Origin of the sequence: Faecalispora sporosphaeroides DSM 1294, from assembly GCA_000383295.1 — a bacterium.
Classification (GTDB): Bacteria; Bacillota; Clostridia; order Oscillospirales; family Acutalibacteraceae; genus Faecalispora; species Faecalispora sporosphaeroides.
Genome location: KB911075.1, coordinates 18,165 through 30,157 on the forward strand (window position 1 = coordinate 18,165; position 11,993 = coordinate 30,157).

Below are 11,993 nucleotides of genomic sequence, written 5' to 3' on the forward strand. Positions count from 1 at the left end.
TGCAGCAGCTTATGATTCAAAAACCGCCGTTTCTCCGCAGCGGACAAACGGTGTCTACCATGATGAAGGACATGCTGCTCACGCTGGTTCTTCTTTTGCCCTTGCCCGCGGTGCATTACGGTACGCACGTGCTCTGGGTTGCGGCGGCGGCGGTCGCGGCGTGCTTTGTTTCTGAAACCGCCGCCTGTATGATCGCAAAGCGGCAGGTGGATATTTCGGAGCTTTCTTCCGTGGTGACGGGCCTGACGATCGCGATGCTGATGCCGCCGTCGGCGCCCTTATGGCTGCCGATTGTGGCTGGCGCGTTCGCGGTTTTTGCCGTGCGTGTGCCGTTCGGCTTTACCGGAAACAACCCGTTTCACCCTGCTGCGGCGGGAGTTGCGTTCGTCACCGTGTTCTGGCCCCAGCGGGTGTTTGCGTTTTCGGAGACATCTGCGGCTTCGGTACTCAAGGAGGGGCTCAAGCCCAACCAGATTCCCTCCGAAATGCTGTGGGGCACGGAGGGCGGGGCAATCGGAACCACCGCCGTACTGGTGATCGCGGCCTGCGCCGTGTACCTGATCGTGAAGAAAACGGTGAGCTGGCGGATTACCGTATGCTTTGTGGCGGCAGCCGGGCTGACGGCCCTGCTGTTCCCGCGCATTATGGTAACGCCGCTCACGTCGTTAAAATATGAGCTGCTGTCGGGCTCTCTGCTGTTCTGCTCCGTATTTTTGATCACCGACCCGGTGACGTCACCCCGCACACATGTGGGCAAAGCCCTGTATGGCGCGTTGGCCGGCGTGCTGATTATGCTGATGCGCCGGTACGGCGCGTTTGAGCAGGCGGCCTGCTTTGCGGTGCTGCTGATGAACGCGGTTTCCCCCGTGATCGACAGCTTTGTGATTGCCGTGACGGCGAGGAGGGAGGCGAGGCGCAATGAGCGGCAGTAAGAAGAAGGCGAAGGCACAATCGCAGCTGATGGAAAAGGGCGGCCGGCGGTCGTCCGCAAGAGGCTCGAAAAAAACACTGCAAAAGCGCCTGATGAAGGAAAGCGCCGGGATTTTCCTGAACGGCCTGGTCTTCCGCAATCCGGTGGCAATCGGCGCGCTGGGCCTGTTCCCCGTGGTGGGGGCGGGCTATACGATGCAGAACGCCGCGGTGCTTTCGCTGATGATGCTCGTCATGATGCTGCCGGTATGCCTTCTCAGCGGCTGGGTGAAAATACCGGTGTGGATTCGCCCCGCGGCAGCGCTGGCGCTCTCCGGAGGGATGTATCTGCCCGCGGCGGCGCTGGCCAAGTGGCTGATGCCGCAGGCGTTTTCGGCTCTGGGCATCTACACGGTTCTGATGATCGGCAATTCGATCATTCTGTCGCGCGCCAACGACTACGCGCCGTCGCACATCACGCTGGCGGTGCTGATGGATTCGCTGGGCTGCACGGCGGGCTTTTCTGCCGTGATCTTTCTGGTGGCGGCCCTGCGGCAGATTTGGAGCAATGTTGTTGCGGAGACGGGCGGAATATATCACGCGGGAGCGTACCCGCTTGTCGGGTTTTTGCTGCTGGGAATGATCGCGGCGCTGATTCAGCACGCGAACGCCAAGCGGGCCGCGGCGGAAAGGAGGGCGAAGTAGGAATGGAAATGGCAGCGCAGTTGTTTTTCTATGCGATTCTGGCGCTGACGGCGCAGAATTTGATTTTCTGCGGCGGCGTCGGCTTCAGCCGGGTGCTGCGCGCGGCGCGCAGGCCGAAAATACTGCTTTGGTATGCCGGGCTTTTGAGCGCCTTCACTCTGCTTTCCGCCTGGATGGGAATCGCCCTCAATCAGCTGGTGCCGGGCATGAGCCCCGCGGCGTTTTACCGGCCCGCAATTTTTGCGGTATGTGTTGGGGTGGTGTATCTGCTGGCGGCGCTTTTGTTCCACAGGCTTTTCTCAGCGCGCTACAGAAGGCTGGAGCCGGTGTTCTCTTCGTCGGCGATCAACTGCATCGTGCTGGCCATGCCGTTTATTCAGCGGGTGTTCCGCATGACCGGCTGGCAGATCACCGGCTATGCGGTTGGTACGGGCGCGGCATTCTTTTTGGCGGCGCTTATTTTGTCCCACGCGATGGAGCGGCTGAAGAATCCCGATATGCCGAAGGCGTTCCAGGGGCTGCCGTCGGTGTTTCTGTATGTGGGCATTCTGTCGATGGCGCTGTTCGGGCTTGCCGGCGGAAGGCTCTTTTAAAGTGAGCCGACTGATGTTACGGCTGAACCCGCACAGGCACTTTTTTCTATCTTTAACTTTAGCATCAAAGCGCAAGTTTTGAGCGGGGGCCCCGGCATGAGGGGCAAACTGACGGAAAAAGAATTTCCTCGCGGCGTAGCCGCACCGAGCAGCGTACCTCTCTTTAAAAAAGCGGAAATGTTCTGCCGGAAGAGAAAGCCCGCGTCATCGGAATCTGATTTAGGGAAGGTCCGCGAAAAGACAACTTTCGGTTGAACGGATTGAGTTTTCAACTGAAAGTGAACAATCTGTTGAAAATCTTCTCAAGAAGCAAAAAAAATCCCCGTTCTGTTAGGAACGGGGATTCCTTTCGATCATCCATAAACCGAAATTTAGGGATTTTCCTTCAGAAAGCGCGTGATGTTGCGAATGCCCAGCTCCAGAACAAACTCGAGCGTTTGGGGCAGATGGAACAGCCCGGCGATGTGCGGCGTTAAAATTACATTCTTTTCCTGCCACAACGGGTCGCCTTTCGGCAGCGGCTCAGGGTTGCAGACGTCGGTGACGAAGCCGCCGAGACGCCCGCCCTGCAGAGCGGCCAGCACGGCCTGCTGATCCACCGTCCTGCCGCGTCCGCCGTTGATCAGCAGTGCGCTCGATTTCATGAGCCCGAGTCGTTGCTCATTCATAAAATTGCGCGTTTCGGGCGTGTAAGGCAGAGCCATCGCCACAGCGTCCGCCTGGGGGAGAAGCTGATCCAGTTCCTCCGGCGTGTGCAGCTCGTCGAATTCCTGCGTGGGCGAGCCTGCCGTTCGCCGCACACCGATGGTGTAGGAGCCGAGCGCACGGCACAGCCGCGCGTAGTGGCGGCCGATGTCTCCCGCGCCGATGACCAGCACCTTCATAGAGGCGAGTGAGAGAACCTCGCCCTCGTCCTTCCACAGCGACTGCCGCTGGTTGTCGCGATAAAGGTGAAGCTTTTTGCAGAACGCGAGTGTCAGCGCCAGCATATGCTCCGAAACAGCGACGCCGTAGGCGCCGCTCGCGCTGCGCACGGTACAGTTCGGCGGCAGAACGTTCTCGCCGTCGTAAAAATCACTGCCCGCGGTAGAAAGCTGTAACAGCCTGAGGCGGGTCAGCCCGAAAAGCTTTTCGGGCTTGGGGTTGCCGAAAATCACGTCGGCCTCTTTCAGCTGCGCGTCGGTGACGGTGCTGCGTGTGGCATAAGTAAAAGCGGCGCCGGGAATGCTTTGTTGCAGAAACGCTTTTTGGGAATCGGATAAACGGAACAGAACCAGAATGTTTTTCATGTGCACGCTCCCGATAATTCGTTGAAATTCAATAATGGATGGAGTCCAGCAGCTGATCCAGCGCGGACTGGCCGGTAACAAGGCATTTGCCGTAGATCACCGTATTGTTTACGCGGCTGACGCGGTAGTACAGCTCGCCGTTGGTCACGGTGTATTTGGCGTAAGGGGTGGAGTCCAGATTGGTGGGCTTGTTGCCGCCGGTCTGAATGCCGTCCTTGATGGAATTGTACAGGCGCAGCGCGGTGGCTTCATCGGAAAGGGCGGCGTAATACAGCTCGTTGCCGCTTTTGTCCTGCGCGCTCAGGTAGCTTTTCGCGCCGCTGAGCTGGTCTGTGTTGTCTGTTACGGTGTAACCGGCGCCTTCCGCAAGGGTTTTAAAGTCGTTTGCGTCCACGGCGGTGCGCGCGGAGCAGCCGGTCAGGGCCAGCACCAGCAGAACCGCCAGCAGGGCCGATGAAAAAAATGTTCTTTGTTTCAACGGGGGTACCTCCTGTGTTTTGGAATGCGTTTTCCATCAATTTTTTTGAAGGCTGCCGCATAGCACGGGCAGCATCCTGCCGAAAAAACAGGGTGCGTTCCCGGTTTTATCGCTGTATGGCGTATATTATACACCAAAGCATTGGAAAAGAACAGCAGGTCCCGCCGAAAGATTTGCTAAAATCCACCATAGGGATTCCTTGGCGGAATTGGAAGGGCCATGAATAAGAGAAAAGAGAGTGTGGATAATAACCGTAAATCAAATCGCAGGAGGGAGTATTAACTTGAAGGCTACAGGAATTGTCAGACGAATTGATGATTTAGGCCGCGTCGTTATCCCGAAAGAAATCCGCCGCACCCTCAGAATTCGAGAGGGCGACCCGCTGGAAATTTTTACGGATGCCGAGGGCGGCGTTATCTTTAAAAAATATTCGGCAGTTGGGGAAATGTCCGCTTTCGCGGCCCAGTATGCAGACGTGCTCAGCAAAATCGCAAACCGGCCCGCTCTGGTGTGCGACTGCGACCACGTGATCGCGGTGGCGGGGGCTTCTCGCAAGGAGTATATGGAGCGCCGCGTGTCGCAGGATCTGGAAGAGACGATGCACGCCCGCAACACGTATGTGCGCGACCAGAACAGCCCGCCGCTGCAGCCGGTGGAAGGAATCAACCGCGCCGCTTCGGTGGTGTACCCCATCATCGCATCGAGCGACGTAATGGGCGCCGTGGTGCTGCTCGCGGGGGATTCCACCGAACAGCCCGACGCCAGCGACATCAAGCTCACACAGGCCGCTGCTTCTTTTCTGGCGCGGCAGATCGAAAACTGAAAATAAAGTTGCATTTTCCAAAAGAATATGCTATACTAAACCGAGTAAATAACGGTGAGGATGAAAGAGTGGGGTGACCCGCTCTTTTGTTTGTCTATGAGGTGAAAGCGTTGGCTGCAAAGAAAAAATCAGGGAATACAGTGGGTGCCGTCTGGGCGCTTGCGGAGCGTGCCGCAAGCGGTGCAGGCGTAACAATTTGGGATGTCCGCTTTGTCAAAGAGGGCGCGGACTGGTTTTTGCGGGTCTTTCTCGACAAGCCCGAGGGGATTGGCCTGGACGACTGCGAAGCTGTCAGCCGTGCGCTGAGCGCCTTGCTGGATGAAGAGGACCCGATTGAGCAAAGCTATTGCCTGGAGGTATGTTCTCCGGGGATCAACCGAGAATTGACCCGCCCGGAGCATTTTGAGCGTTTTGCCGGCTCACCGGTGCGGGTTAAATTGATTCGCCCGCTGCCGGACGGCCGCCGGGAGCTTTACGGGGAGCTGCTCTCTTTGGCGGATGGAGAGATCCGCCTGCGCGACGAGGAGGAGGAAGTCATTACCATTGCCCAGAAAGACAGCGCATCGGTGCGTCTGTTCGATGACGATTTTGAAGAGGAGTAAGTTTAGATGAACAGCGAAGTTTTTGAGGCTTTGAATTTGTTGGAAAAGGAACGGGGCATCCCGGTCGATTTTATGCTGGATAAAATCAAGAAGGCAATTTTGACCGCGTGTAAGAACAGCTACGGCAACGAGGATGCGCTCATCAACATGGATGCCGCCCGCGGCAACTTTGAAGTGTTCCTGCGCAAGACGGTCGTCGAGCAGGTCGAGGACCCGGGCAAGGAAATTTCGCTGGCGCAGGCCAGAGAAATTGACCCCTCCGCCGGCGTGGAGGATAAGGTCAACGTGGCGCTGAATACCAAGGAGTTTGGCAGAATCGCCGCGCAAACGGCCAGAAACATCATCCGCCAGGGCATTCGCGACGGCGAGCGCGGCCAAATGATGCAGGAGTTCCAGAGCAAAAATCAGGAGCTGGTCACCGCGCTCGTGGAGCGCGTAGACCCCCGTTCGGGAGCGGCTACGCTGAAAATCGGCAAGGCCGAGGCCGTGCTGCCCAAAAGCGAGCAGGTCGGCGACGAGCAGCTGCGCGAGGGCGACCACATCAAGGTGTACGTGGTGGACGTGAAAGAGACGGAAAAGGGCCCCCGCGCCATGATCAGCCGCACCCATCCCGACTTGGTGAAGCGCCTGTTTGAAACCGAGGTTCCCGAAATTTACGACGGCGTTGTCGAAATCAAGGCCGTTTCCCGCGAAGCGGGCTCCCGCACCAAGCTTGCGGTGGTAAGCCATAACCCGGATGTAGACGCGGTCGGCGCGTGCATCGGCGCGAGAGGCGCCCGCGTTTCCAATATCGTCGCCGAGCTCGGCGGCGAGAAGATCGACATTGTGGAGTACAGCGACGACCCGGCCCAGTTCATCGCGTCGGCGCTTTCTCCGGCGGATGTTCTTTCCGTACATGTGGCGGAGGACGGCTCGCGCGTGTGTCGCGTGACCGTGCCGGACAGCCAGCTTTCGCTCGCGATCGGCAACAAGGGCCAGAACGCCCGCCTTGCCGCGAAGCTCACCGGCTGGAAGATCGACATCAAGCCCGAAAGCGGCTTTTATGGGGAAGAGCCCGCCGCCGGCAAAGCGGAGGAGCCCGAGGGCGAATAAGCCGGCAACCGGCCGGGGGAAGCTCCCTTCCCAGGTTCAAACGGGAGAAATGCCGCGCGAGTGCGCGGGAAGGAGTAAGATCGTATGATACAAAAGCGCGTGCCCCTGCGTATGTGCGCAGGCTGCGGAGAAATGAAACCGAAAAAAGAGCTGGTTCGGGTGGTCAAGGCGCCGGAGGTGAAGGATGAATCCGGGCAGGTCATCGGGCCGGGGGAGATTTCGCTGGATTTAACCGGCCGTAAACCCGGGCGCGGCGCTTATGTATGCAAGGATATTAACTGTCTGAGAGCGGCGCGCAAGTCCAAACGGTTTGAGCGGGTGTTTTCCTGCCCCATACCCGCGGAGGTGTACGACCGCCTGGAGGAGGAGATCGGAAAATGAAAAACCGGGTTCTCTCTCTTTTGGGCATCGCCCGGCGCGCGGGCCGGCTCAGTCTGGGTCATGATGCCGTGGACGAAGCCCTGAAGAAGAGAGAAGCAAAGCTGATCCTGTTGGCGCGGGATGTTTCCGCGCGCACCGCCGCCCACGCACAGAAGGCGGCAGAGCAGGCCGGAACCCCCTGGCTGACCCTTGCGGACGGCATGGAGGAGATCGGCATGGCTTTGGGAAAAAAAGCCGGAGTGATTGCGGTGAATGATCAGGGATTCGCTAAGAGGCTGACGGAGCTGGCCAATGAGGCTGCAGACAAACGGGAGGGATGAGTCAATGATGATGAAATACAGGGTGCATGAAGTGGCGAAGGATCTGAACGTGCCGAACAAGGTCGTGATCGAGATCCTGCAAAAATATTGTAACGAGACAAAGAAACATATGACCGCGCTGACGGAGCAGGAGCTCGACATGGTGTTTGAAGCGATTACGCAGAAAAACAGCATGGGCTCCTTGGAGGCATACTTTGCCGACAACGCACGGAGCGAGCCGCAGGCGGCGGTACAGACTGCCGCCGCGGCCCCCGAGGCGCCGCCGCAGCCCGCAGCGACCGCACAGCGCCCGCAGCAGCAGGCCCCGGCGGCAGCCGGCGGGCAGCCGGTGAGAAAAGCGGTGAAGCCGGGCAAGATCACCCCGGTTGGCCCGAAGCCGAACGCCCCCCAGCAGCAGGGCCAGGGGCGGCCGCAGCAGGGCCAGCAACACCAGAATCAACAGCGCTCCGCCCACCCGCAGGGCCAGCAGAACCGGCCCCAGCAGCAGAACCACCACGGCCAGAACGCCCAGCCGCAGCAGAGCGCCCACGCGCCCGCCGCCTCTGCGGATTCCAATGTGGTGAGAAAGCCCCAGGGCCGCATTGTAGACACCCGCACCTCGAATGTGGAGCTCGACCGCTACAATGAAAAATATGACCGCATGGCTTCCGAAAAGGTTAAGACGGACAACGTGGTGAAAAAGCAGAAGCTGACCCAGCGCAGCTCGCAGTACCGCGGCAAGCCGAGGAACGCCCGCCGCGAAACCGAGAGCGAACGCCTGCGCCGCATCGCGCAGGAGCGCAAGCAGAAGCAGATGACCGTCACCATCCCCGAAGAGCTCACCGTGGGCGAATTTGCGCTGCGCCTGAAGGCCACCGCCGCTGAGGTCATCAAAAAGCTGATGGCTCTGGGCGTGTTTGCCACCGTGAACGACACGATCGATTTCGACACCGCCGCTCTTGTCGCGCTGGAATTCCACGCGAAGGTAGAGAAGGAGGTCGTCGTCACGATTGAGGAGCAGATCATAGACGACAGCGAGGATGAGGACGACAACCTCGTGCCCCGCGCCCCGGTTGTGGTCGTTATGGGCCACGTAGACCACGGCAAGACCTCTCTGCTCGACGCGATCCGCAACGCGAAGGTAACAGCCTCCGAGGCGGGCGGCATTACCCAGCACATCGGCGCGTACCGCGTCAGCATACAAGATCGGCCGATCACGTTCCTCGATACCCCCGGCCATGCGGCGTTTACCACCATGCGCGCCCGCGGCGCGCAGGTGACGGATATCGCCGTGCTGGTAGTGGCCGCCGACGACGGCGTGATGCCGCAGACGGTGGAGGCGATCAACCACGCCAAGGCCGCCGGCGTTTCGATCATCGTGGCCGTCAACAAAATAGATAAGCCCGGCGCCAATCCGGACCACGTGAAGCAGCAGCTCACCGAATACGGCCTGGTGGCCGAGGAGTGGGGCGGTGACACGCCGTGCATCCCCGTTTCGGCCAAAACGCAGCAGGGTATCGACGATCTGCTCGAGATGATCCTGCTGGTAGCGGATATGAAGGAGCTGCGCGCGAATCCGGAACGCGCGGCGAAGGGTACCGTAATCGAGGCCCGCCTGGATAAGGGCCGCGGCCCCATCGCCACTGTGCTGGTGCAGAACGGCACCCTGCATGTGGGCGATATTGTGGTGGCCGGCGCCAGCGTTGGCCGTGTTCGCGCCATGATGGACGACCGCGGCAACCGCGTACAGGATGCCGGGCCCTCGATGCCGGTGGAGATTACCGGCCTTGGCGAGGTGCCTGCCGGCGGTGACACGCTCAACGCCGTTTCCGATGAGCGCCTGGCGCGCGAGCTGGTAGAGCAGCGCTACAACGAGCAGAAGGAAGAGCAGTTCCGTGCGCAGACGAAGGTCACGCTCGACAACCTGTTCGACCAGATGCAGCAGGGCGACATGAAGACCCTGCAGATCATTGTCAAGGCGGACGTGCAGGGCTCTGTGGAGGCTGTGCGCCAGTCGCTCGAGAAGCTCTCGAACGAAGAGGTGCGCGTGGCCGTGATCCACGGCGGCGTCGGCGCGATCAGCGAATCCGACGTGATGCTCGCGAATGCCTCAAACGCGATCATTGTCGGCTTTAACGTGCGGCCCGATCCCATCGCTGAAGAGAACGCCAAGCGCGACGGTGTGGATATGCGCCTGTACCGCGTGATTTATGACTGCATCGACGAGATCGAATCCGCCATGAAGGGCATGCTTGCCCCGAAATTCCGCGAGGTTGCGCTCGGCAAGGCGGAGGCGCGCGAGATTTACAAAATATCCAATGTGGGTACCATTATCGGCGCCCACGTCATCGGCGGCAAGCTTGTCAGAAATGCCCAGGTTCGCGTTGTGCGAGACGGAATCGTGATTACCGAAGACAAAATTGCCTCTCTGCGCCGCTTCAAAGACGACGTGAAAGAGGTGGCCGACGGCTATGACTGCGGTATCGGGCTGGATCGCTTCAACGATGTAAAGGAAGGCGACATTCTGGAGGCTTTTGCCATGGAGGAATACCGGGAGGATTAAGGAATGCCAAGCCATAAAATGGAACGGATCACGGAGGACATTCACCGCGAGCTGACCGCGGTGTTCCGTGAGCTGAAAGACCCCCGTGTACAGGGCCTGATCAGCATTGTGCGTGTGGATGTGACGAACGATCTGTCTTACTGCACGGTGTATGTCAGCGCCATGGAAGGGCTGGACAAGGCTAAAACGGCGGTGGATGGCCTGAAATCGGCGGGCGGGTACATCCGCCGCGAGCTGGGCCTTCGCCTCAAGCTGCGCCACGTGCCGGTGCTTTTGTTCCACGCCACGGATTCCATTGAGTACGGCGCCAACATTTCAAGGCTGCTGTCGGACTGGAAGGACGGGGAGGAGCAGAACGGGGAGGAACGCGATGATTGATCTGGAGCGGGTGGTTTCTCTGCTACGCGGTGCGCAGGATATTGAGATTTTAAGCCACCATTTTCCCGACGGCGACACGCTGGGCTGCGCTGCGGCGCTCTGCCGCGCGCTGCAGCGCATGGGCAAGCGGGCCCGCTGCACCTGCGCCGACCCCGTTTCGGAGAAATACAGCTTTTTGTTCGACGGGATCGAGCGCCAGGAGTTCCCTGCCCAATTCGTTGTCAGCGTCGATGTGGCGGACAGCAAGCTGCTCGGGCCGGTGCTCGCGGCGAAGCACGCGGGCAAGATCGACCTGTGCATCGACCACCACGGCTCCCACCAGGATTTTGCGGAAAACTCGTATGTGGACAGCACCGCCGCCGCGGCCTGCGAGATCATCTATGAGGTGATCTGCCGCCTGGGCATTGAACCGGATCAAGTGATCGCGCAGGCGGTCTACACGGGCATCACGACGGATACCGGGTGCTTCCGCTATTCCAACACCACGGCGCGCACCCACGAGATTGCCGCCAAAGTGATCCGCACGGGCATCGACGCCGGGGACATCAACCGCCGGATGTTCGAGACCAAAACGCGCGCCCGGTTGGAAATGGAGCGCAGCGTTCTGGATTCGATCGCGTTTTACTTTGACGCGCGCTGCGCCGTCATGTGCATCAGTCGCGCGATGATCGAGGCTTCCGGTGCGGACGAGGGCGACCTCGACGGCCTTTCGGCCATCCCCCGCCAGATTGAGGGCGTTCTCGTGGGTGTTACGATGCGCGAGCGTAAAATCGGCGGCTACAAGGTCTCTTTGCGCACACAGCCGCAGGTAAACGCGGCGAAAATCTGCGCGGAGTTCGGCGGCGGCGGCCATGCGGCGGCGGCCGGCTGTACCCTTGAGGAAGACTTTGAGCCCGCCCGAGAAAGGCTTTTGGCCGCGATCGGCAAGGTTCTGGAAGCAATGTGAGGTGACCCCGATGAACGGAGTCCTGGTAATAGATAAGCCCTGCGATTTTACCTCGTTCGACGTGGTGGCGGTCGTTCGCCGCCTGAGCCGGGAGAGAAAAATTGGGCATACCGGTACGTTGGACCCGATGGCGACGGGAGTTCTCCCGCTGCTGCTGGGCAAGGCGACCCGCGCCGCCTCTCTGCTGGAGGATTCCGACAAGGTGTACCGCGCGGAGTTCCAGCTCGGGGTGGATACCGACACGCAGGATAACACCGGCACGGTGCTGCGGCGGAGCGATGCGCCGGTGAGCCGCGAGCAGCTGGCAGCGGCGCTGCCCTCCTTTCAGGGCGACATTCTGCAAACGCCGCCGATGTATTCGGCGGTGCGAAAAGACGGCCGGCGTTTGTACGAGCTGGCGCGTCAGGGAATTGAGATAGAACGCGAGCCCCGTCCGGTGACGATTTACCGGCTGGAGCTGTTGGAATACAGCGAGCCCGAGCGGCGGGGAAGCCTGCTGGTCGAATGCTCGAAGGGAACGTATATCCGCGCGCTGTGCGCCGATTTGGGACAGGCCGTGGGCAGCCTCGGCTTGATGACGGCGCTGCGCCGCACCCGCGCCTGCGGCTTTTCGCTGGAGCAGGCGCTTTCGATCGGCGAAGCCCGCACGCTTGCGGAGCAAAATCAGCTCGAAAGCCGGGTTCTGCCGGTGGAGAGCCTGTTTCTCCACCTGCCGCGGGTTTCGGTGACAGAAGCGCAGAGCGTGCGGTTTCAAAATGGCGGCGCGCTGGCGCTGGAGCGCCTGCGGCTGGGTGATTGCCCCGCGCCGGGAGCGCGGATGCGGGTTTGTTCGCCCGAAGGGGCGTTTTTGGGCCTTGGCCGGGTGGACGCCGAAACGCAGGAGCTGGCCGTGCTGCGCCTGTTTTGCGACAGCGGCGCAGAGCGAAAGGCCTGAC

At 60.2% G+C, this 11,993-nt stretch carries 14 protein-coding genes; 12 read left to right on the top strand and 2 right to left on the bottom strand.

Features of this window, described 5'->3' with window-relative positions; all coding sequences use genetic code 11:
• Window positions 1-11: 11 nt before the first annotated feature.
• Genes G340_RS0114230 through G340_RS0114240 form a run of 3 tightly spaced genes read left to right on the top strand, consistent with a single transcriptional unit; the run spans window position 12 to window position 2,207 of the window.
• Window positions 12-932, top strand: a complete 921-nt coding sequence (locus tag G340_RS0114230) for an RnfABCDGE type electron transport complex subunit D (RefSeq protein WP_326522416.1) — start codon at window positions 12-14, stop codon at window positions 930-932.
• On the top strand, window positions 919-1,614 hold the full coding sequence (locus G340_RS0114235; protein WP_020074318.1) for an Rnf-Nqr domain containing protein: 696 nt from the start codon (window positions 919-921) through the stop codon (window positions 1,612-1,614). Before G340_RS0114230 ends, G340_RS0114235 begins: the two co-directional genes overlap by 14 nt.
• Window positions 1,615-1,616: 2 nt before the next feature.
• The gene (locus G340_RS0114240; RefSeq protein ID WP_020074319.1) at window positions 1,617-2,207 is read left to right on the top strand and encodes an Rnf-Nqr domain containing protein; all 591 of its coding nucleotides are present in this window, start codon (window positions 1,617-1,619) and stop codon (window positions 2,205-2,207) included.
• 371 nt (window positions 2,208-2,578) lie between these two features.
• Here the strand turns inward: G340_RS0114240 and G340_RS0114250 are convergent, their stop codons facing one another.
• Together G340_RS0114250 and G340_RS0114255 are read right to left on the bottom strand one after the other, a co-directional pair.
• The gene (locus tag G340_RS0114250) at window positions 2,579-3,496 is read right to left on the bottom strand and encodes a D-2-hydroxyacid dehydrogenase (RefSeq protein WP_020074320.1); all 918 of its coding nucleotides are present in this window, start codon (window positions 3,494-3,496) and stop codon (window positions 2,579-2,581) included.
• Window positions 3,497-3,524: 28 nt separating this feature from the next.
• Window positions 3,525-3,974: a hypothetical protein gene (locus tag G340_RS0114255; protein WP_020074321.1), complete on the bottom strand. Its 450-nt coding sequence runs from the start codon at window positions 3,972-3,974 to the stop codon at window positions 3,525-3,527.
• A gap of 283 nt (window positions 3,975-4,257) precedes the next feature.
• On the opposite strand from G340_RS0114255, the gene G340_RS0114260 reads away from it, so the two are divergent.
• From G340_RS0114260 to truB, 9 genes are all read left to right on the top strand, one after another.
• Window positions 4,258-4,797 carry a stage V sporulation T C-terminal domain-containing protein gene (locus tag G340_RS0114260; RefSeq protein ID WP_020074322.1) on the top strand — a complete coding sequence of 180 codons (540 nt, stop codon included), beginning with the start codon at window positions 4,258-4,260 and terminating at the stop codon, window positions 4,795-4,797.
• A gap of 140 nt (window positions 4,798-4,937) precedes the next feature.
• On the top strand, window positions 4,938-5,399 hold the full coding sequence (locus tag G340_RS0114265; protein ID WP_326522417.1) for a ribosome maturation factor RimP: 462 nt from the start codon (window positions 4,938-4,940) through the stop codon (window positions 5,397-5,399).
• Window positions 5,400-5,405: 6 nt separating this feature from the next.
• Window positions 5,406-6,491, top strand: a complete 1,086-nt coding sequence (nusA, locus tag G340_RS0114270; RefSeq protein ID WP_020074324.1) for a transcription termination factor NusA — start codon at window positions 5,406-5,408, stop codon at window positions 6,489-6,491.
• 84 nt (window positions 6,492-6,575) lie between these two features.
• A complete protein-coding gene (gene rnpM / locus G340_RS0114275; RefSeq protein WP_020074325.1) occupies window positions 6,576-6,872 on the top strand; it encodes an RNase P modulator RnpM in 297 nt (98 codons plus the stop codon).
• On the top strand, window positions 6,869-7,192 hold the full coding sequence (locus tag G340_RS0114280) for a L7Ae/L30e/S12e/Gadd45 family ribosomal protein (protein ID WP_020074326.1): 324 nt from the start codon (window positions 6,869-6,871) through the stop codon (window positions 7,190-7,192). The genes rnpM and G340_RS0114280 overlap by 4 nt, the downstream gene beginning before the upstream one ends.
• A gap of 4 nt (window positions 7,193-7,196) precedes the next feature.
• Window positions 7,197-9,734: a translation initiation factor IF-2 gene (gene infB, locus G340_RS0114285; protein ID WP_020074327.1), complete on the top strand. Its 2,538-nt coding sequence runs from the start codon at window positions 7,197-7,199 to the stop codon at window positions 9,732-9,734.
• Window positions 9,735-9,737: 3 nt separating this feature from the next.
• Complete coding sequence (rbfA, locus tag G340_RS0114290) at window positions 9,738-10,112, top strand: 30S ribosome-binding factor RbfA (protein ID WP_020074328.1); 375 nt, start codon at window positions 9,738-9,740, stop codon at window positions 10,110-10,112.
• Window positions 10,105-11,058 carry a DHH family phosphoesterase gene (locus tag G340_RS0114295; RefSeq protein WP_020074329.1) on the top strand — a complete coding sequence of 318 codons (954 nt, stop codon included), beginning with the start codon at window positions 10,105-10,107 and terminating at the stop codon, window positions 11,056-11,058. Before rbfA ends, G340_RS0114295 begins: the two co-directional genes overlap by 8 nt.
• 10 nt (window positions 11,059-11,068) lie before the next feature.
• On the top strand, window positions 11,069-11,992 hold the full coding sequence (truB, locus tag G340_RS0114300) for a tRNA pseudouridine(55) synthase TruB (RefSeq protein WP_020074330.1): 924 nt from the start codon (window positions 11,069-11,071) through the stop codon (window positions 11,990-11,992).
• Window position 11,993: the final 1 nt, after the last annotated feature.

What these genes read in the sequence shown, in the direction of transcription:
- rnpM (WP_020074325.1), top strand. Translation starts at nt 6,576, where the DNA reads ATGATACAAAAGCGCGTGCCCCTGCGTATGTGCGCAGGCTGCGGAGAA.
- truB (WP_020074330.1), top strand. Translation starts at nt 11,069, where the DNA reads ATGAACGGAGTCCTGGTAATAGATAAGCCCTGCGATTTTACCTCGTTC.
- G340_RS0114280 (WP_020074326.1), top strand. Translation starts at nt 6,869, where the DNA reads ATGAAAAACCGGGTTCTCTCTCTTTTGGGCATCGCCCGGCGCGCGGGC.
- G340_RS0114230 (WP_326522416.1), top strand. Translation starts at nt 12, where the DNA reads ATGATTCAAAAACCGCCGTTTCTCCGCAGCGGACAAACGGTGTCTACC.
- G340_RS0114235 (WP_020074318.1), top strand. Translation starts at nt 919, where the DNA reads ATGAGCGGCAGTAAGAAGAAGGCGAAGGCACAATCGCAGCTGATGGAA.
- G340_RS0114240 (WP_020074319.1), top strand. Translation starts at nt 1,617, where the DNA reads ATGGAAATGGCAGCGCAGTTGTTTTTCTATGCGATTCTGGCGCTGACG.
- infB (WP_020074327.1), top strand. Translation starts at nt 7,197, where the DNA reads ATGATGATGAAATACAGGGTGCATGAAGTGGCGAAGGATCTGAACGTG.
- nusA (WP_020074324.1), top strand. Translation starts at nt 5,406, where the DNA reads ATGAACAGCGAAGTTTTTGAGGCTTTGAATTTGTTGGAAAAGGAACGG.
- G340_RS0114295 (WP_020074329.1), top strand. Translation starts at nt 10,105, where the DNA reads ATGATTGATCTGGAGCGGGTGGTTTCTCTGCTACGCGGTGCGCAGGAT.
- rbfA (WP_020074328.1), top strand. Translation starts at nt 9,738, where the DNA reads ATGCCAAGCCATAAAATGGAACGGATCACGGAGGACATTCACCGCGAG.
- G340_RS0114250 (WP_020074320.1), bottom strand. Translation starts at nt 3,496, where the DNA reads ATGAAAAACATTCTGGTTCTGTTCCGTTTATCCGATTCCCAAAAAGCG.